The organism is Brevibacterium sp. MGP-B1 (assembly GCF_057766545.1).
Genome location: NZ_CM173407.1, coordinates 472,171 through 490,822 on the forward strand (window position 1 = coordinate 472,171; position 18,652 = coordinate 490,822).

22 protein-coding genes and 1 other annotated feature are annotated in these 18,652 nt (G+C 63.3%); of the genes, 12 read left to right on the forward strand and 10 right to left on the reverse strand.

The annotated features are described in order from the left end of the window. Positions 1 to 3: 3 nt before the first annotated feature. The 5 genes from AC3CD9_RS02125 to AC3CD9_RS02145 all read right to left on the reverse strand — a co-directional run bounded on the left by AC3CD9_RS02125 (position 4) and on the right by AC3CD9_RS02145 (position 2,655). Complete coding sequence (locus tag AC3CD9_RS02125; RefSeq protein ID WP_488366094.1) at positions 4 to 639, reverse strand: tyrosine-type recombinase/integrase; 636 nt, start codon at positions 637 to 639, stop codon at positions 4 to 6. An 80-nt stretch (positions 640 to 719) separates the two neighbouring features. Beyond that, the gene (locus AC3CD9_RS02130; RefSeq protein ID WP_167194571.1) at positions 720 to 926 is read right to left on the reverse strand and encodes an integrase core domain-containing protein; all 207 of its coding nucleotides are present in this window, start codon (positions 924 to 926) and stop codon (positions 720 to 722) included. Continuing rightward, positions 911 to 1,642, reverse strand: a complete 732-nt coding sequence (locus tag AC3CD9_RS02135; protein WP_434594399.1) for an IS3 family transposase — start codon at positions 1,640 to 1,642, stop codon at positions 911 to 913. The genes AC3CD9_RS02130 and AC3CD9_RS02135 overlap by 16 nt, the downstream gene beginning before the upstream one ends. After that, positions 1,550 to 1,678, reverse strand: a sequence feature (AL1L pseudoknot). Its footprint overlaps the gene before it by 93 nt. Then, entirely contained in the window at positions 1,639 to 1,950 is a 312-nt protein-coding gene (locus AC3CD9_RS02140) for a transposase (protein WP_434594402.1), read from the reverse strand. (Overlaps the previous feature by 40 nt.) Before AC3CD9_RS02140 ends, AC3CD9_RS02135 begins: the two co-directional genes overlap by 4 nt. A 216-nt stretch (positions 1,951 to 2,166) precedes the next feature. After that, positions 2,167 to 2,655 carry an FBP domain-containing protein gene (locus AC3CD9_RS02145; RefSeq protein WP_139907991.1) on the reverse strand — a complete coding sequence of 163 codons (489 nt, stop codon included), beginning with the start codon at positions 2,653 to 2,655 and terminating at the stop codon, positions 2,167 to 2,169. A gap of 523 nt (positions 2,656 to 3,178) precedes the next feature. On the opposite strand from AC3CD9_RS02145, the gene AC3CD9_RS02150 reads away from it, so the two are divergent. Beyond that, complete coding sequence (locus AC3CD9_RS02150; RefSeq protein ID WP_181271799.1) at positions 3,179 to 3,484, forward strand: hypothetical protein; 306 nt, start codon at positions 3,179 to 3,181, stop codon at positions 3,482 to 3,484. On the opposite strand, the gene AC3CD9_RS02155 is transcribed toward AC3CD9_RS02150, so the two are convergent. After that, positions 3,450 to 3,719: a GNAT family protein gene (locus tag AC3CD9_RS02155; RefSeq protein ID WP_181271798.1), complete on the reverse strand. Its 270-nt coding sequence runs from the start codon at positions 3,717 to 3,719 to the stop codon at positions 3,450 to 3,452. The genes AC3CD9_RS02150 and AC3CD9_RS02155 overlap by 35 nt on opposite strands. 119 nt (positions 3,720 to 3,838) lie before the next feature. Continuing rightward, a complete protein-coding gene (locus tag AC3CD9_RS02160; RefSeq protein ID WP_181271797.1) occupies positions 3,839 to 4,954 on the reverse strand; it encodes an FUSC family protein in 1,116 nt (371 codons plus the stop codon). Between the two features lie 273 nt (positions 4,955 to 5,227). Between AC3CD9_RS02160 and AC3CD9_RS02165 the strand changes: the two genes are divergently transcribed. The 7 genes from AC3CD9_RS02165 to AC3CD9_RS02195 all read left to right on the forward strand — a co-directional run bounded on the left by AC3CD9_RS02165 (position 5,228) and on the right by AC3CD9_RS02195 (position 10,532). Further along, entirely contained in the window at positions 5,228 to 5,410 is a 183-nt protein-coding gene (locus AC3CD9_RS02165; RefSeq protein WP_181271796.1) for a hypothetical protein, read from the forward strand. Between the two features lie 351 nt (positions 5,411 to 5,761). Then, a complete protein-coding gene (locus AC3CD9_RS02170; RefSeq protein ID WP_488366095.1) occupies positions 5,762 to 6,952 on the forward strand; it encodes a M20 metallopeptidase family protein in 1,191 nt (396 codons plus the stop codon). Positions 6,953 to 7,068: 116 nt separating this feature from the next. After that, on the forward strand, positions 7,069 to 8,028 hold the full coding sequence (locus tag AC3CD9_RS02175; RefSeq protein WP_488366096.1) for a prenyltransferase/squalene oxidase repeat-containing protein: 960 nt from the start codon (positions 7,069 to 7,071) through the stop codon (positions 8,026 to 8,028). Positions 8,029 to 8,122: 94 nt separating this feature from the next. Then, positions 8,123 to 9,070: an intradiol ring-cleavage dioxygenase gene (locus AC3CD9_RS02180; RefSeq protein ID WP_488366097.1), complete on the forward strand. Its 948-nt coding sequence runs from the start codon at positions 8,123 to 8,125 to the stop codon at positions 9,068 to 9,070. 24 nt (positions 9,071 to 9,094) lie between these two features. Next, entirely contained in the window at positions 9,095 to 9,268 is a 174-nt protein-coding gene (locus tag AC3CD9_RS02185; protein WP_488366098.1) for a twin-arginine translocase TatA/TatE family subunit, read from the forward strand. After that, positions 9,265 to 10,089: a twin-arginine translocase subunit TatC gene (gene tatC, locus AC3CD9_RS02190; protein ID WP_488366099.1), complete on the forward strand. Its 825-nt coding sequence runs from the start codon at positions 9,265 to 9,267 to the stop codon at positions 10,087 to 10,089. Before AC3CD9_RS02185 ends, tatC begins: the two co-directional genes overlap by 4 nt. Further along, on the forward strand, positions 10,077 to 10,532 hold the full coding sequence (locus AC3CD9_RS02195; RefSeq protein WP_488366100.1) for a twin-arginine translocase TatA/TatE family subunit: 456 nt from the start codon (positions 10,077 to 10,079) through the stop codon (positions 10,530 to 10,532). Before tatC ends, AC3CD9_RS02195 begins: the two co-directional genes overlap by 13 nt. Positions 10,533 to 10,556: 24 nt before the next feature. On the opposite strand, the gene AC3CD9_RS02200 is transcribed toward AC3CD9_RS02195, so the two are convergent. The 3 genes from AC3CD9_RS02200 to AC3CD9_RS02210 all read right to left on the reverse strand — a co-directional run bounded on the left by AC3CD9_RS02200 (position 10,557) and on the right by AC3CD9_RS02210 (position 14,707). Further along, positions 10,557 to 11,153, reverse strand: coding sequence for a hypothetical protein (locus AC3CD9_RS02200; RefSeq protein ID WP_488366101.1), 597 nt, complete (start codon positions 11,151 to 11,153; stop codon positions 10,557 to 10,559). Positions 11,154 to 11,574: 421 nt separating this feature from the next. Beyond that, positions 11,575 to 12,831: a serine hydrolase domain-containing protein gene (locus tag AC3CD9_RS02205; protein ID WP_488366102.1), complete on the reverse strand. Its 1,257-nt coding sequence runs from the start codon at positions 12,829 to 12,831 to the stop codon at positions 11,575 to 11,577. Positions 12,832 to 12,982: 151 nt separating this feature from the next. Continuing rightward, complete coding sequence (locus tag AC3CD9_RS02210) at positions 12,983 to 14,707, reverse strand: biotin carboxylase (RefSeq protein WP_488366103.1); 1,725 nt, start codon at positions 14,705 to 14,707, stop codon at positions 12,983 to 12,985. A 184-nt stretch (positions 14,708 to 14,891) separates the two neighbouring features. Here AC3CD9_RS02210 and AC3CD9_RS02215 point away from each other — a divergent pair, with 184 nt between their 5' ends. Genes AC3CD9_RS02215 through AC3CD9_RS02230 form a run of 4 tightly spaced genes read left to right on the forward strand, consistent with a single transcriptional unit; the run spans position 14,892 to position 18,544 of the window. Next, a complete protein-coding gene (locus AC3CD9_RS02215; RefSeq protein ID WP_488367489.1) occupies positions 14,892 to 15,341 on the forward strand; it encodes an FAS1-like dehydratase domain-containing protein in 450 nt (149 codons plus the stop codon). Next, positions 15,338 to 15,781, forward strand: coding sequence for a MaoC/PaaZ C-terminal domain-containing protein (locus AC3CD9_RS02220; protein WP_172173636.1), 444 nt, complete (start codon positions 15,338 to 15,340; stop codon positions 15,779 to 15,781). Before AC3CD9_RS02215 ends, AC3CD9_RS02220 begins: the two co-directional genes overlap by 4 nt. Beyond that, positions 15,778 to 16,887: a UDP-N-acetylmuramate dehydrogenase gene (locus AC3CD9_RS02225; protein ID WP_488366104.1), complete on the forward strand. Its 1,110-nt coding sequence runs from the start codon at positions 15,778 to 15,780 to the stop codon at positions 16,885 to 16,887. The genes AC3CD9_RS02220 and AC3CD9_RS02225 overlap by 4 nt, the downstream gene beginning before the upstream one ends. Positions 16,888 to 16,897: 10 nt before the next feature. Beyond that, on the forward strand, positions 16,898 to 18,544 hold the full coding sequence (locus AC3CD9_RS02230) for a metallophosphoesterase family protein (protein WP_488366105.1): 1,647 nt from the start codon (positions 16,898 to 16,900) through the stop codon (positions 18,542 to 18,544). Positions 18,545 to 18,652 lie beyond the last annotated feature (108 nt).

Sequence of the window (18,652 nt, forward strand, 5' to 3'; positions counted from 1 at the left end):
CGGTTACGATGCGCTTTGAAACCATTCGTCGAGCACCCCAACCACGCCCTGCGGCCCAATACTGAGCTTCTGCACATAGTGCTTCGCAGTCACTCCCACCTCCGAATGCCCGAGCTGCTGAGACGCATTGTCGAGGCCGTCCGAACTGTATATCGTCGTCGCGACGGTCTTGCGGATCGTCTTCGGCGTCACCCAATCTAGTTCCGCGATCTTCCGCACTTGCCGGAAGTGAACACGGTACGCCGACGGGTTCCGCCACGTCCCCACCTCGGACGCGAACACTGCCTCCGATTCGGGAAGGAACTCGCGCTCCGCGGCCTTCCTCCGCAACGCCTCCGCCGCAATCGACGGGAGGTAGAGGGTCCGTTTCGAGGTCTCCGACTTCGGCGCCGGTTTCCAAACCACGCCTTGGCCATTCGCCTGTGTTACGGTGCCCATGACTGACACTGTCGGCACTTCCACGTCGAGGTCGATGTCCTGCCATCGAATGCCGAGCAGTTCGCCGGTGCAAACGCCGGTGCCGAGCATGACGTCGATACTGTCGAGGATGTCGCGCCGGTACGGCCTGAATGACTTATGTGGGGTCGCCTCCCCCTGTCGGGCCGCATTGCGCAGCGCTACCACCTCAGCTTGAGTCATGGCTCGCACCTGCCCCGCCTTCGGCTTAATTGGGGAGATGTCAAGCCCCGGGTTTCGTAGAGGCTCCTATTCTTGGTTTCCTAAGCAGCCGCGGGTTCTGTCCCGGACTGGTTGATCCATTCGGAATGGACCTCGACGGGCGGTCGGTAGTTAATCGCTGAATGCAACCTGGACTGGTTGTACCAAGCCACCCACTTCGACGTCTCCGCCATCACCTCGATCAACCCCGACCACCCCTTCCGGTCGATGAGTTCGGCCTTGTAGACCGAGTTCAGCGCCTCGGCCATGGCGTTGTCGTACGAATCCCACGCGACCCCACCGACGCCACGACCTCGGATTCCGCCAGGGTCTCGCCATAGCGAATCGATCGGAATTGCGCTCCGCGATCCGAGTGGTGCACCAGCCCGGAAACGTCTTCACCGGCCCGATATTTCGCAGCGAGAGCCATCGTCAGAGCGTCCCTGGCCAGGGACTCCCGCATGTGGTTCGTCACCTGCCAGCCGACGATCTCCCTGTGGAAGACATCGAGGATGAACGTCGTGTATACCCACCCAGCAGTCGTCGGAACATAGGTGATGTCCGCGACCCATAGACAATTGGGTGCCGGTGCTGCGAACTCACGCTCGACAAGATCATCCGGACACTCCTCAGCCCTAGCCGAAGCCGTCTTCGGGCGCTTCCTCCAGCGTCGAATACCGTCGATGCCTAACTGGCGCATCAACCGCTCCACCGTGCAGCGGGCCACCGGGCCGAACTGATCGGCGTACTCGCGGTTGATCGCCTTCCACATCTTCCGCACCCCGTAACACGAGTAGTTCGCCTCATAGACATCCTGGATGACGACCATCAGCGCCTGGTCTCGGCTGGCCCTGGCCGATGGTTCGCGTTTCTTGAACGCGTAATACGAGCTCACAGCAATCCGTGCCGCATTCCCGGACAGGGCGCGTACGATTGGCTCGACTCCGAACTCGTGACGATTGTCGTCGATGAAGACGACAATCACTTCGATGGGCGGTCGAGCTCCGCCGCGAAGAAAGCCGACGCTCTCTTCAAGATCTCGTTGGCCCGCTTCGCTTCAGCCAACTCCGCCCGCAGCCGACGGTTCTCCGCTTCCAAATCGACTGACTCAGTCGGTGTGGCCTTGCCGGAGTCTTTGTGCTTACGGACCCAGACTCGCAGGGTCTCTTTGCTCAGACCGAGCTCGCCGGCGACACGGGTGATTGCCCCGTCCGCCGTCTCCGGATCGGCCTGAGCATGAATGACGAGTTCGACGGCGCGAGCCTTGAGTTCGTCGGTATATTTCAATGGCAAGAGAGAATCTCCCTCTTCCAATCTCCCCGCCTCTATTATCCCCGGGGCGACTCATCTCGGTCACACCACACTGCGGCACAGGTGCTCATGCTGGGCGCATCGTTGAGGGCATGGCAATAGGGTAGCGGATGCAATGTAGGCCCCCACCGTGGTTACGGCGGGGGCCTACGTTGTTTCATGGTGGGATCGCCGTGGTTTGACGGGCCCGAGTGGGGGCTACTTTTCGCCTAGCACTCTCTTGACGAAGCTGGTGGCACGCTCGTTCAGTTTGTCGACGCGCATTGACACATGGGCTTCGAAGTCATTGTGACCTTCGACTGCGCGTGGAGGATTCCTGACGATCTCGGAGCACTCGAAATTGCCGTGTATGAGCGTCCCGAGCGAATTGCCGTTTCGTCCCGAAGGCCCGGCCTTCTTCGCTGTGAACATCCGTACGCCGGTGGTCTCGTGCAAGTCCTCGCACCAACTGCACATCGCTTGGGACTTCGCCATGGGCACTGCCCTGAGCATCAGTCCGCGTGGGACGTCGTCTACGGGGACGACTATATAGGCCCGTTGAGGAATTTTCGCATCAGCCCAACCAAAGTAGTCGAGCTCGGCCCACTCGATCTCAGCGAGATTGGGTGGCAGTGTGATCTTTTCCACTTCGCGGCGAGAGGTGTTGATAAAGGACTTCTTAATCTGGGTGGCATTGAGTTGCTGCATGACTGGCTTTCTCTGATTTCAGTAGTTGCCTGAAGTTGATTAGCCGTGAAGCCGGTGCAGTTTAGCCTTCGCGCATTCTTGCGGGCAGCTCTTTGGGGGTGCTGGCGGGCTTTGTTCGCACCAAGCATGACCGGTGAACGCGAGTGGCTAACTGAGAATGGTTAGCTTGGCTATCAGCTACGGCAACAGGGAATGGGTGGAGGCTAGGTCGACTGTGTTTAGGCACAGGTCACCTATCACCCGACCGGCTGTGAATGCGGAGTTCGGGTGATTCTAGGGCAGCAGGACTAGAAGCAGGCCACGAGGGCCACCATTCCTTTCTTCCTGAGATTTCAGGTGGTTCGGCGATAGTTTCCGAGTTTGACTATATCCAAGTCCGCGTCACTGGTTCAACATGGTTCTGTTGCGTACTGCTGGCGTCGATGCTTTCGGTGGGAAGTCGGTGCTAGCTCGGGTCGCGTGCGCTCGTGTCCGGTTCGGCATTTGGCTGTGGGTGGAGTATGGCGGATGCATAATAGAACACATGATCGAATATGAGGACTACGGCACAGCTACCTGGCGGTACTGGCAGAAGATCCGCAACGACGCCGGCGCCCGCGGTTCCTTCCAGAGCCGTCCGCCCGTGCCGGTGCGTGCTCATGTCATGTTCGAGCGCGACGGTGAAGTATGGCTCGACGGCACCGCGACGCGACTCGGTTTCGATGGTGCGATATTCGTTGAGATCAAAGATCGACGAGTCCAGGCGATCGGGGCGTGGTTGCCGCCGGATGATGTGTGGTGGGAGGGGAAGCCTGTCAGTTCTCAGTTGCGTTCTGCTCCATATACTTGAGCGCGATTGGGCATGTCACGTTCACCTTTAGCCACCGGCCGCGAGCATCTTCCAGAGCTCGTTTCATAATCTCCTGGCAGTGAGCGTCCTTGTCGGTGTCCTCGATCGCCTCGCAGTAGACGAACATGACTTCGTTGACTTCGTCGTCGATCTTGTAATGCAGCGATGCAACGAGTTTCCCGGGCAGGTACAGGTCGAATTTCGACTGTTCCTGGTTGTTGAGCATGGTGTACACGAGACACACTCCTTCTGTGGAATTGTCAAAGCACTGAATGAAAAAGACTCTAAACTGCTGGTCAGACTGCTGCAAGAGGGGTTTAGAGTCTTCCGACGATCTTCGCAACAGGCACATCTTCAACCCTTGTTCGGCTCTCGAGCTTCTCTGGCAGAGGCAACGTCATCGACGACAACAGCAATATGACGCATGCTCGTGATCAACGCCCCGTAGAGGGGCCACGAAGCGGTCGGGAGATGCTGGTCATCGGAGAGGGCTCTCGCCAGTGAGTCGAGGCGTTCATGCACGGGTTCAACGTCAGAATCGGGATCGCTGATCGAGCGCCCGGCATCTTTGACAATGTTTCCCCACTCGCGGCGAAAGCTGTCATCCCACTCGCCCTCGGCGTACGTCGCGTCGCGGAGCGTGCGCGTCAGATTCCTCAGATGCGAGATCCCTTCATCGACCCGCTGCAGGATATTCTCGTAGCTCGTTTCCTCCGCCTGAGACTGTGCTTGGTTGCGAACCCGAGGATTAAGCGACTTCCTCAAATCGCCTCTCGGGTTTGCTCGCCTGCTTTCCCTTGCGAAGCGAACGGACTGCCATGCTGTGTTGAGCTCGTCGCTCATGGACTCGGTCTCGCGGAACCACTCATCGGCGCGGTCTGTGTCCCAGGAGTCGCTGAACTCGTCGGACATGCTGGTCAGGACGTCGCCCATGCGCCGATTGATACTGTCGACGTAGCGAGAGGCCTGCCGGTCCCGGATCGGGGGAATGATGATCAAGTTGACGGCGAGCCCGACAGCGACGCCCAGCGCGATCTCAATGATTCGTTCTAGAAGGAGGGGCTGCTGACTGTCGAATCCGCTTCCGAGGATGAAAATCGCGGTGGTGGCGATGGCGATCCCCTCGTCTCGGATCCATGTCACCCTGGCTCCGAGAAGACCAACAAAGAGCGCCAGGGCGAACGTCCACAGGCTGACTCCGAGGTAGTTGCCAATCAGGAAGGACAAGCCCACGCCGATTGCAGAGGCCACTGTTGACTGGGCGCCTCGCGAAAGTGATCGGTAGACCGTCGCGTGGACGGTGAGCAGTGCAGTCCATGGCGCGAGGAAAGGCATCGCCGAGTCGAGTATTGCGTTTGACAGCCACCATGCTGCCGTTGCCGCGACGACAGATTTGACGATCTGGAGGAGATCGGTCGTGACTTCTGGGCGTTGGAGTAGTTCAGTGATCTTCTTCGTTGGAGTTGGCAAGGTCGCTCCGTTGCAGGTCCGTCGCTGTCATGATTACACGGTAAGCAAAGCTCGGTTTGAGACTAGCATTTGCCCTGGTCGAAGTCGTTTTGCTCTTGACGACTCAGGACTGAATTCGGTCGGCTGAGCGTCCTAGCGTCTCAGGCAACGATGTTCTCGGCAATCAAGGGGTGACGGTAGACCCTGTTCACGAGCACGACTGTCCGAGCGCACTCCTAGCCGAGACCCAGAGGCGTCCTTGGACTCTATTCACGAGCGCCGAAGGAGGCAAACATGACCACCTACGAAGAAGCAATCAAGCGGGCAGCAAAGCCACTCGCGGAGGCGTTCTTCCGCATCCAAGAGGGCACAGCGCGGGAAGCAGCTGAACTCGCCTACACGCCCGGTGGGCCGGGGCTCGACGAGCTCGAGGAGCGCATTCAGGCATGGCGGGACGAGTTCATGGTGCAGGATTAGACGGTTGCGACGATAGGTTCGGAAGTGCCTGCTGATGAGGAGGAAGATGCGTTTACGATGCGCTTTGGGTGGAAGTCGGCGAGACTCGCATTGTCGGGGGACTCGTGCTTTTCTCGTGCATCGTTCCTGGTCAAGCGGTCATTTCATATGCTTTCATGGTCTTTCATGTCCGCTCTGGTTTCGACCAGATTGGAATCGTGAGGTCGGGGGATCGAGTCCCCCTCCCGCTACCGATCAACTCCCTCATCAGGATGACGAATCCGATGGGAAAGTTTCTGTATTCGCGAACTCCTCGAGACGGTATTGCGCGACTCATTCCGGCCGTGCCAGTCTTGCCGAGTGAAGCACACAATGACTCTCGATTTCACCAGCGAAGCCCATGCACTTGCCGATGATCTGCGCGAACTGCGCCGCGACCTGCACCGGGACCCCGAAATAGGACTCGATCTGCCGAAGACCCAACGTCGGATCCTCGACGCCCTGGAAGGTCTGCCGCTTGAGATCACGCTCGGTCAGGAGCTCAGCTCGATCATCGCCGTCCTGCGCGGAGCGCACCCCGGCCCGACGGTGCTCCTGCGCGGGGACATGGACGCTCTGCCCGTCGACGAGGCGACCGGACTCGACTTCGCGTCGACGAATGGGAACATGCATGCCTGCGGGCATGATCTCCACGTTTCCGGACTCGTCGGAGCCGCGAAGCTGCTGTCCGCTCATCAGGCCGAGCTGAAGGGCACGGTGGCCTTCATGTTCCAGCCCGGCGAGGAAGGGATGGGCGGGGCGAAGATCATGCTCGAAGAAGGAATGTTCGACACCATCGGCAAAAAGCCCGATGCGGCTTACGCGATCCATGTGGCACCGGGGGTGCCGGGAACCTTCGTCACCAGACCGGGCACGATCATGGCCGGGGCGAATACTCTGCACGTGACGATGCACGGCAGCGGAGGCCACAGCTCGCGACCGGAAGATGCGGTCGACCCGGTGCGTCCGATTCTCGAACTCGGACAGGCGCTGCAAACGATGGTCACCGGATCATTCAGCGTGTTCGATCCCATCGTCGCCCAGGTGACGCAGTTGGAAGCGGGGGATGCCGTCAATGTCATCCCCGCCTCGGCGAAGCTCGGAGCCTCTGTGCGCACGCTCTCCCTCGAGTCGACGCGGAGGTTCCCCGAGCGCGCCACACAGTTGGCGGAGTCGATTGCGGCCGCACACGGGTGCACGGCCGAGGTGGTGTGGACCGAGCAGTATCCCGTCACGGTCAACGACGGCGCCGAAGCCGACTTCGCTCTAAGAGTTCTGGCCGATCGTTTCGGTGCCGAGCGGGCGGTGCAGGTGCCGGACCCGCTCATGGGGTCCGAGGACTTCTCCTTCGTGCTCGAGCAGGTGCCCGGTGCTTTCATGTTCTTCTTCGTGACGCCCGAAGGCATCGATCCGGCCTCGGCGGCGACGAACCACTCGCCGGAAGTCCAGTTCGACGATGCGCACCTGCCCGACCAGGCTGCGGCGCTCGCAACCCTGGCCTGGGAGCGGTCACTGCGCGGATGATCACCGCGAGGCCGACGACAACTGGTTCATCCCACTTCCACGGACCGAGGTATGGTTTTTGTGCGATTCGGCGCCTACTCTCGAAGTGACTGTTCGACCGACGTGGGAGATCGACGATGATCAGCACAGAACTGTCCGACTGGCTCCTCGACTCGGACCCGGCCCTGCGCTGGCAGGTCGAACGTGACCTGCTCGGAGCAGAGGAGACGACCTGGCAGGAGACCCGCGCACGCGTGGAACACGAAGGCTTCGGCGCAGAGCTGCTGGCCCATCAAGACCCGGACGGACAATGGGCAGGCGGGGCCTTCTTCCCCTCCGACTTCGCATTCGACGACGACGGATCACAGCCGTGGACGGCGACGACGTGGGCCCTGAAGGACCTGCGCGAGTGGGGGCTGACCGCCTCGGCGTTGGAGGGAACGGCAGAGAAACTCGAATCCGCACGCTGGGAATACGAGAATCTGCCGTACTGGGGCGGGGAAGTCGATGTCTGCATCAATTCCTGGACGCTGTCGAACGGCCTGTGGCTCGGCACCGATGTCGACGGCATCGTCGACTGGTTCCTGGGCCACCAGCAGCCCGACGGCGGATGGAACTGCGAATGGGTCGAAGGCTCGAAGGTCTCGTCGTTCCACTCCACCCTCAACGCCCTCGTCGCGCTGCTCGACTATCAGCTGGCTACAGGCGACGCCGCACGTGTCCGGCAGGCCCGAACCAGGGGAGAGGAGTACCTGCTGTCGCGGGACCTGTTCCGCACGCGCAGCACCGGTGAACCTTTCGACGACCGTGCCCTCGCTCTCTTCCACCCCCACCGCTGGTTCTACGGAATCCTGCCCGCACTCGACTACTTCCGCGAAGCGACAGGCGCGGACGGAACCGCCCCGGACCCGCGAATGGAAGAAGCGGTCGGGATGATCAGGGACAGACGCTCCGCCGACGGCAGCTGGACTCAAGACCATCGCCTCGACGGCGACGTCTGGTTCCACGTCGACGCTCCGGTCGGCGAACCCTCGAAATGGGTGACCCTGCAGGCCCAGCGTGTCCTCGACTGGTGGGACGGAACACAACCCGACTGAGCATCCACAGCTGCGGCCCAGAAACGCCACAGTCCTACGCCAGAGCCGGTCACCACGATGGTGTCATCACACATCATCGAAGGAAGGACAGCTCATGGCTCGCGTACCCGAACCCGACCAGACCCCCAACGGACCCGCTTACGAAGGCAGGCTCCTCGACCGTCCCGACGAGGAGGTCGTCGACCAAGGCGCCTCCTTCGACATCCGCACCCTGTTCAGCCGCCGAGGAGTCCTCGGACTCGTCGGCGCCGGCGTCGGCACGATGGCCCTGGCCGCTTGCACGTCCGGGGCCGCGGGGTCGACGAAATCGAGTTCGAGCGGCAGCGGATCGGTCACCGAGATCCCCGACGAAACGGCCGGTCCGTATCCGGCGGACGGATCGAATGGACCGGACATCCTCGAGGAGTCGGGAATCGTGCGTTCGGACATCCGCTCGAACATCGACGGGACCGACACCGTCGACGGTGTGCCCCTGACTTTCACCCTCAAGGTCACCGATATGGCCGGTGACAATGCTCCATTCGAAGGCGCAGCCGTCTACGCCTGGCATTGCGACGCTCAGGGCCGCTACTCGATGTACTCCGACGGCGTCGAGGACGCGACCTGGCTGCGCGGTGTCCAGGTCGCCGATGCGGCGGGAGAAGTCACCTTCACCTCCGTCTTCCCCGGCTGCTATTCCGGCCGGTGGACCCACATCCATTTCGAGGTCTATCCGGACGTCGATTCGATCACCGATGCCGAGAACGCCATCGCCACCTCGCAGATGGCCCTGCCCGAAGACGCCTGCAATGCGGTCTTCGCTCTCGAGACCTACGACGGATCGGCGAAGAACCTCTCTGCCATCTCCCTCGACGACGACAACGTATTCGGTGACGACGGAGGTGAGCACCAGCTCGCCACGATCAGCGGCGACACGGACTCCGGATACACCGCCACGCTCGATGTTCCCGTCGACACCGACACCGAACCGACCGGCGGCGCAGCCCCGGGAGGCGGCGGTGAAGGACAAGCTCCACCCGACGGCGCTCCCGAAAAGCCCTGACAACTCCGAGAAAGGCTCACCATCATGCTGCACAACCTCACGGGCTGGCACGCCCTCGTCATCCTCGCCATCATCATCCTCGTCTTCGGCGCAGCCAAGCTGCCCGCGCTCGCCAAGAGCCTCGGACAGTCCGTGCGCATCCTCAAGGACGAATCATCCGGCTCACGGGCGGGTGATGAGACGGAACCCGACTCATGAGCACCGCCGCGGAGAAGATGCCGCTGTCCGCGCACCTGCGGGAGGCGCGGACACGGGCGGTGCGCGCGGCGGTGGCGCTGCTCATCGGCACGGTCATCGGCTATCTCACCTCCGATTTCGTCATGGACGTCCTCCGGGCCCCGATCACTGAGCTCGCCGAGTCCCGCAGCGCTTCGCTCAACTATGACAGCGTCACCGGCGCCTTCGACCTTCAGCTGCGCATCGCCGTGTACTCCGGGATCGTCCTCTCCAGCCCGGTGTGGCTGGGGGAGATCTTCGGATTTCTCACCCCGGGACTGACGGCGAAGGAGAAGAAGGTGACGTTCGGCTTCCTCGGTGCCGCAGTGCCCCTCTTCGTCGCCGGCTGTCTCACCGGCCTCTATGTCTTCCCCCGGATGGTCGAAGTGCTCACTTCGTTCGCCTCGAGCGAGGACAGCACCATCCTGCAGGCGTCCTACTATTTCGACTTCGTGTTCAAGATCGTCATCGCCACCGGCGTCGCCTTCGTGCTCCCGGTCTTCCTCGTCGTCCTCAACTTCATCGGCCTGCTCTCTGCACGATCGATCGCGAAGGCCTGGCGAGTATCCATCGTGGCCATCGTGGTCTTCGCCGCACTGGTCACCCCGGCCGCCGACGTGCTCTCCATGTTCTTCGTCGCGGCCCCGATGGCGCTGCTCTTCCTCGCTGCGCTCGTCATCGCGTGCATCCACGACCGAGCACTGGGGTACTCCAGGTCCGTCGGCGATCCGCGCTCCGATGATGACCGGGCAGGTCGAGAGCAGGACACGCCAACGGAAAGGACTCGGGCATGTTCGGCTTGAGTTTCGAGAAACTGATCATCGTCGGCATCTTCGCTGCGATCGTCATCGGCCCACAGCGGCTGCCCCACTACGCGCAGAGACTCGGCGAGATCGCCCGCCTGCTCCGTGCCCAGGTCGACACGGCGCGGACTCGGGCCGCCGAATCGATGAGTGCCGAGGACTGGAGAGCGCTTGATCCACGACAGTACGATCCGCGCCGGATCGTCCGAGAGGCCCTGGACGAACCGGGCAGCGACCGGAGCCCGGAGACTGCGGACCCGGGTTCGGCCGAGCGTTCCGTACGGGCCCCGGACGGGAACAATCGATCACTCGCCGAGGCGGCCGGCAGCGTTGTCATTACCGGTTCGTCCGGACATCCGCGGAGACGATTCGTCGCCCGCACGGACGAAGGCCGTACGGGCGACGACGAATGTGCAGTCGCAAGCTCAGGGACTGATCGATGACCGGGGGTGGGGCCACCTCGGTGATCAGTCCTTGAAGTCGAGATCTTCTTTGTCGATGCCGGGGAACATGAGTTCGTACTTGACCATCTTGTCCTTGTGGTCGACGATCTTCACCGATCCGAAGAGCTTCTTCCGACCTTTGTAGGCGTCTTTGTCTTTGATGGTGACCTGGCACGACTTGTATCCGTACCACTCATCGAGCTCCATATCGGAATCGCATTTGGCTTCCTTGACCTTCAACCCGAGCTTGTTCTCGAACAGGTCGATGAGGTCGGCTTCGATCGAAGCGGCGGGAACTGTGCCATTGCCCTTCTTGTCGATCTTCATCCCGTCGTCACTGGCCCAGTTCGTCGTCTTTGCGGAATCGGCGAACGGGTCGGTCGATTTCGTGTCGGTGGGCTCCGCCTCGGCGGGTTCCGATCCCGGGGCGTCGGCCTCTTTCGATTCGACGGCTCCTCCGCCGAATCCGCCTTCTTCGGTCTGCGCGGCCTCGGACTTCTGATCCTCGGCGGGCTCGTCCCCTCCAGAGCCTCCGCAAGCGGTCAGGGACAAGGCGAGAACGGTTCCAGCGGCCGCCGTCAGCAGACGGGGCATCCAGGCGGACCGGCGAATCGGGGTCATCGTGTTTCTCCTTCGCGCTCAGGCGATCACAAGCGTTGTCGATACACCACGATTCTGCCACGGCCGGTTGCCGCGAACCCGGGGTCGGTGTGCGGATCCGGCGACACCTGTGGCGATTCGGGCACATCGGGGCTCAGCGACAGCTGAGTTTCAGGCAGGGAAGTGACCATCCCACACCGTTCCCTGCACACCCACCCGCTGCAGCAGGCTGTTATGCGAGGAACGGTGAGGGATGGCCGAGGAAGTGTAGGAGCAGATGCCGCCGGTGTGGAGTGCGTGCAACGGTGCGGGCTGCCCCCGGCTGGTGAGGTCGCACCGCAACGACCGGCTCCGCCTACACCGCGGTGAAGCGGCTCTCAAGCCCCGAATCCGGCGGTGGGAGGGAGCCAGATCCGGCCTGCTCCACGGCGACCTGCTCCGGCTACTCCGCGGCGGGGGAGTTGACGGCCTTCGCGAGAGCCTCGAATGCGCGGATCGTCGGGAACATCTTCGTCGCATCCTGCGGCAGCCCCCAGCTCGAGAGCTTGACGCCGAGGACGTTGGCACCCGGGTTCATATAGATCATCTGCCCGTGGATGCCGAGGGCGAGGAACGCATGAGAATCGGGGAACGGGAACCAGAACTGGTTGTGATACGCCCCGCCCGGCATCCGATTGTCTCCGGGCCCATCGGCGAACGCCTGACGCACATCCTCGGAGGTGGTCAGCGTATCGCCGATCCACGTCGTCGGCGCCACCTGCTGTCCGGTCAGCGACTGCCCGCGGTTGGTGTAGACGTAGCCGAATCGGGCGAGATCACGCAGAGTCGTGTTGATTCCGCCGTCGAACATCCCGACCCCGTATTGGTCGGTGGCGATGATCGCGTCCTGTTCGGCGCCGATCCGAGACCACAGCACCCGCGACATGAGCGACTGCATGCGCTCGCCGGCGATCTTTTCGCACACCCATCCGAGCACATCGGTCTCGCACGACCGGTATTCGAAGACCCCTCCGTGCTCGGACTTCGCCTCCAGGGTGGTGAGGAACTCGTACATGCCGATGCCCGGGTTCTCCCGTTTCGCCTCGGACCAGCCGATCGACTCTTCGATCTGCCGGACCTCGGACTTCGGGTCGAGGTAGTCCTCGGAGAAGCGGATGCCCGATCGCATATCGAGGACATGGCGCACGGTCGCCCCGGCGTAACCGGACTCGGCGAGTTCGGGCACATAATCGGTGACGAGGCGGTTCGGGTCGAGGTCACCCGAACCGGCGAGGACCCCGGCGACAGTGCCGACGAGCGATTTGGACACCGACATGAGCAGATGCTCGGTCGACGCGGTCATCTCCCCGAAGTACTCCTCGGTGAGCACGGTCCCGTTGTGCATGAGCATCCAGGCATCCGTGTCGGTGGATTCGATGACGCTGCGGACGCTGCGGGCCTCCGAGTACTCCGTCGCGGGAACCTCGATCTCGCCGAGATCCTGTGGAGCGGCGGGCAGCTCGGCCACCGGACCGGTGCCCCGGGAGATCGGCGTCGTGGGAAGGACCCGTGCGACGTTCTGGAATGACCAGCGCACATTGTCGGGATCCTGCCAGTTGTCCCGGTCGATTCCGGCCGCCGGATCGACGGGAGCCGATGGGGTTACGGGCTGGTCCGCCGGGGGAGTGGCCGCGGTCTGTTCCGGTGACGGTTCGATCACTCTTCACCTCTGATTCTCGCATCGGTCTGTCCGCGGAACGGCTCCGCGGGCGGCAGCTGGGAGCCGCCTCGGGTCGTGTTGAGATTATCACCGAGGCGGCTCCGCGCTTCGCGTCTATCTGCCCTTCGCGTATGAGGGAGCGGCCCCGGGCTCAGTCGCCTTTGGCCCCGGGTCCGCCGAGGGCCGGCGACGGATCGTCGGCGACGACCGGAACTCCGGCGTACATCGCCCTGATCGAATCGATGAAGTGCTTGGCCCGGATGCTCAGCGCATCGGGTCCGCCGACGTTCGTCTGCAGCGGATTCTTCGTCACCAGGACTCCGAGGTCTGCACCCTTCCACCGGTAGTCCCCGGCCCCGAAGATGCGCAGGAAGAACACCTCGCTGCCGTTCTGCAGGGGATGCCAGTCGAGTGCCGCACGTTTGTACGTCAGCGTCCCGTACTGGTCGAGATAGTACTGACCGGTCAGCGGGGAATGCGTGATGTACTCCGTGATCGGAGCCGTCTCCTTGATGATCATCTGGCTCCACTCGTCGGCGCCGGAGAGCTCCTCCCACCGCTCGTTGATCTCGGTGACGTCGAGGTCGAATTCGACGTCGAGGTATTCAAGCAGGTGGAACAGGAACAGGGGCACATCGGCATAGGCGCCTGCCGTGACGTTCGTGATCGCCGAAGCCCCGGAGATGCGCGGATTGAGCTCACCGAGGTAGCAGTCGTCGTTATCGAGATCGACGAGGACATCGACTTCGAAGAATCCTCGATAGCCGCGTTTGCGCAGACCTTCGCCCATCTTGCGCACGAGCTCACGGGTCTGCGCCCGCTGCTGTGCGTTGAGCACATCGGGCTTCATCTCGTTGCCGCACCAGCCGCCCTTGTACGGGGTGAGCTCGGCGAAGCCGGCCAGCTCTGTCAGATACGGACCGACGACGACACCGCTGGAGGTGATGACCGCCTCGACGGCGACCGGAGTGTTGTTGATCCGCTTCATCACCTTCAGCTGCTCGCCGATGATGTCGTCCTTGTGCGCCTCCCAACCCGAGGCATCGGCGATGAAGAACGTCGTCTTCCCGGAATCGCCATACGGGGTCTGCACGACGAGATCCGTACCCAGCCCCGCCTCGGCGGCCCGCTCATTGAGCTCTTCATAGGTGTCGGCAGTGGTCAGCACGTTCGGGACTGAGAACGCACCGGCCTCATTGCCGAGCTTCGTCGTCTCGATCTTCGAATCGAGCTGATTGCGCAGGGCTGCCGACGGCAGGATGAGGTCGTAGCCGAGCTCTCGGCAGATCCGCTCGGTCTCCTCGTCGAAGAAGACCATCGCGACCTTGACCCGCTCACCATGGGGGACGTTGCGCGTCATATGGGCGCGCACCTCGGCGTTGAGCAGCAGCCAGTTGTTGATCGCCTCACCCGATTCGAACTCGACATAGGGCTTGTAGCGCGGGGAGAAGACTCGCGGATGTCCGCCGTCCCAACCGTCGTAGTAGGTGATGTACGAGAAGTTGCGCACCCACCGGTCGAGACCGAGCAGGTTGAAGGGAGTGGCTCCGACGAAGAAGATCGGGGTCTGGTTCGTGCGGAAGAAGTGCCGGACCTCGGAGACGTTGCGCAGCGGTCGACGCAGCTGGACTCTGTCGGCTTCTTTGCCGGCGTAGGCGGCGTCGGTGGCCACCGCCACTTCGACCTGCAGCGGGTCGACGTCGGCCGGCGCCGGTGCCGGATCAGAACCGCCGGCTGTTGGTGCAGGCGCAGCGGGGGCGCCGGGGCCAGGTGTGTGCGGTGAGGGGACCGCTACTGCGTCTTTGACTCGTGCGCCGGGGGTCACCGTCTGTGCCTCGGGACTCTTCGGGTCAGCGCTGGGGGATTCGTTCGTCATCGCACTACTCCTTACCGAATGTGATGTGGACAACATATACCAGTTTCGAAGCCATGAGCCCGATGGTGCAGCAATTGTGTGAACCGGATACGAACGCGCGATCAATTATTCGCCGGTGAGCCTCATCCTGAGGCCGTGCTTTAGGCTGGTGTCGATACTGACCCCAGTGGAAGAGAGAGCGCATATGCCGGTGAATACGGAGAAGCAGGGGGCCACGTTCTCCCTGCCTCAGCCCTATGAGGTCTCCAGGGAGGCGATCGCGGAATTCGCGCTCGCCACCGGAGCGAAGGCCGATTACCATTTCGACGCCGAGGCGGCCACCGCGCTTGGGTACCGCGACGTCGTCGCCCCGACCACCTTCGCCGTGATCATCGCGCAGAAATCGGAATCCGCCTATATCTCCGACCCGGATTCGGGCATCGACTTCGCGAAGGTCGTCCACGGCTCCGAACAGTTCTCGTTCACCCGTCCCATCGTCGCCGGTGACGTCCTGTCCGCGCTCACCCACGTCGACGGAGTCCGGGCCGCCGGCAGCAACGCCATGATCACCACCCGCACCGAGATCACCGATGTCGCGGAGCAGCCCGTCGTCACCGTGACCTCGACCATCGTCGTGAGAGGAGACGGAGAATGAGCGCCATCGACTTCTCCACACTGACCATCGGAGACACCGTCGTGGAATCCGAGATCCCACTGTCGCGCGCCTCCCTCGTCGACTATGCCGCAGCCTCGGGCGATCACAATCCGATCCACTGGAACGAACGCTTCGCCCGCGAGGTCGGCCTCGACGATGTCATCGCCCACGGGATGCTCTCGATGGCGGCGGTCATCGCTCCGGTCGCCGAATGGCTCGGCGACCCCGGTGCGATCGTCGACTACCGGACCCGTTTCTCCGCCCCCGTCGTCGTCCCCGACGCCGATACCGGATCACCGACGACCCCGACAACTTCGCTCAAGCTCACCGCCACCGTCGGTGCCGTCGACCCTGCCGTCGGCACGGCCCGCATCGACATCTCCGTGAAGTCCGGCGAGGCCGATGTCCTCAGCCGCACTCAGGTTCGGATCTCGGCGTGACCGAAGCCCACCGGCAGGAACTCTCCAGCTTCACCACCTTCCGCCTCGGCGGACCGGCTCCGCAGGTCACTGTCGCGAACACCCGAGACGAACTGCTCGACTTCTGCGCCGCCCACCCCCTCGAACTCAGCGGTCAGGAACGGTCCCGCGTCTTGTTCATCGGCGGCGGATCGAACCTGCTCATCGCCGATACCGGATTCGACGGTGCGGTCTGCGTGGTCCGGACCACCGGAGTGGAGACGACCCAGACCACGACGACCGACACCCGGGTCACCGCCGAGGCGGGGGAGGACTGGGACGCCTTCGTCGCCCACACCCTCGACCTGGGGCTGTCCGGACTCGAAGCGCTGTCCGGGATCCCCGGATCGGTCGGTGCGACCCCGATCCAGAACGTCGGTGCCTACGGCACGGAGGTCGGCGAGCTCATCTCCTCCGTCGAGGTCTTCGACCGGGTGGCCGGTCAGATCCGCCACCTCACCGCAGTCGAACTCGAATTCGGCTACCGCACCTCGGCGCTCAAGCGCGCCCAGATCGCGGCCGGAACCCCGCAGTTCGTCGTGCTCTCGGTGACCTTCGACCTCCAGCGCAGCGACGAGTCGCTGCCGGTGCGCTACGCTCAGCTCGCCTCGACCCTCGACGTCGAGATCGGCACCCGCGTCCCGGCCGCACGGGTGCGCGAGAACGTCATTGCGCTGCGCAGGTCGAAGGGCATGGTCCTCGACCCGGCCGACCACGACTCCTGGTCGGCGGGATCGTTCTTCACCAACCCCATCGTCGAGAACGCCGAGATCCTGCCCGCCGAGGCTCCTCGGTACCCGGTGACCGACCCGCTCAGCGGAGCGAAGATCGAAGGGAAGACGAAGACCTCAGCGGCCTGGCTGATCGAGCACGCTGGGTTCTCCAAGGGCTTCAGCCTCGGTGAGGGACTGGCTTCGCTGTCGACCAAGCACACCCTGGCGCTGACGAATCGGGGACACGCGAGCACGGCCGATGTGATCGACCTCGCGTCGACCGTCGTCGCCGGCGTCGAGGACGCCTTCGGCATCACCCTCGAACCCGAACCGACCTTCATCGGCTGCTCCATCGACGACGGGAAACGTCCTTAGGCTGGTGGCCGTGTCATCACGTCGGAGAATCACCGCACTCGTCATCACCCTGGCTGCGGTTGCGCTTGTGACCCTGCCCTGGGCGCTGTTCACCTCCCGGGCCGATCTCACCTTCGGTCCGCATGAGGCGCAGTACCGGATCACCGCGGATTCCCGACTCACCGTCGACTTCGGCCCCTTGGGCAGACTTCTCGTCCCCACCGAGGATGTCATCCCCCTCGGCCTGGGACTGCACGTCGATATCGGTGAGATCCCCGTGTCCGGTGACTCCGGCGATGACGAACGACCTGCGGCCGATCCCGCGGAAGTGGCGGACACCGGCGGGGGAACCGTCGACGCGCTCGGGGGCGACATCGCCTCCTATGCCTCGCTGTTCTCGGCCCCGCAGGCGCAGATCGACCAGGTCACCGACGGACTCAGCCGGGAGATCCTCACCCGATGGGCGCTGGCCGTGTGCATCGTCACCGGGGGACTCGTCGGCCTGGCCCTCTTCCTCGGGCCTGCCCGGGTCGACACCATCATCCGCGCCTTCGTCGGCAAGGAACTCCTCGGCATCGGACTGGTGCTCGTGCTCGTCCTCACCGGACTGGGCACCGTCGTGCTCAACCGTCCGAAGCCGATCGCGGCCGATCCGGCGTTCGAGGGCACGCCGCTGGCCGGATCCCAGGTCACGGGCCGCCTCGGCGGAATCATCGACACCGCGTTCGGCGCTGTGCAGGACTTCGCCGACGACAACGACGCCTTCTACGACGAGGTTCTCGCAGCCCTGCGGACAAAATGGAACGACCGCCCGATCACCGGCAACTGGACCGATCGGGGACTCGTCCCGCCTGCCGGAGTCGACGCACCCGCTGCCGAGAGCGCTGGGGGCGAAGGGCAGAAGGGTGTGTCCACGTTCGTCTACGGCTCCGATATCCACTGCAATATCGGAATGGCGCGCGTCGTCGGTGCGGTGGCGGAGATGAGTCGGGCCGATGCCTATATCGACGGCGGAGACATCTCCATGACGGGCACCTCGGCCGAGAACTACTGCCTCGACGTCGTCGACGACGAACTGCCGGAGAAGCTGCCGCGCATGATCGTCAAAGGCAACCACGATTCGATGGGCACGACCCGGCATGCGAAGAGCCGCGGTTGGAAGGTGCTCGAGGACTCCACCGCGGAGATGGCCGGGGTGACCTTCTTCGGTGCCGCCGACCCGCGCCGGACCGTGTTCGGGTCGGGTCCGCAGCTGGAGACGGACCTCACCGCCGACCAGTACGCGCAACGGCTGCGTGACGACGCCTGCCGGGCCGATTTCGACATCATGCTCATCCACGATCCCGCCGTGGGCGGGCCGAGCCTGCGCTCGGGCTGCGCCGACTACGCTCTCAGCGGACACTGGCACCGACGGGTCGGACCGGAGAACTTCGGTTCGGGAACCCGCTACGTCAGCTCGACGACCGGGGGTGCACTGGCGAACGCACTGACACCGGGACCGCTGAAGATGAATGCGGAGCTGAGCATCATCCGCGTCGACAATGATACGAAGCGCCCCATCGACGTGCAGATCATCACGGTCACGCCGGACAAACAGGTGCAGATCGACCCCTGGGTGCGGTTTCCCGAACCCAGGCCACTCGTGGGCCAGCCGCCGGTCGACGAACCCGGTGGGTGAGTGAGCGTCGACACGTTCGGGACACTGCTTCGACACTCGGTTCGACGAACAACGGTCGAGCACGGTATGCTCGTTTCTCGTGGTCGGACACCACAGGGATCGACATGA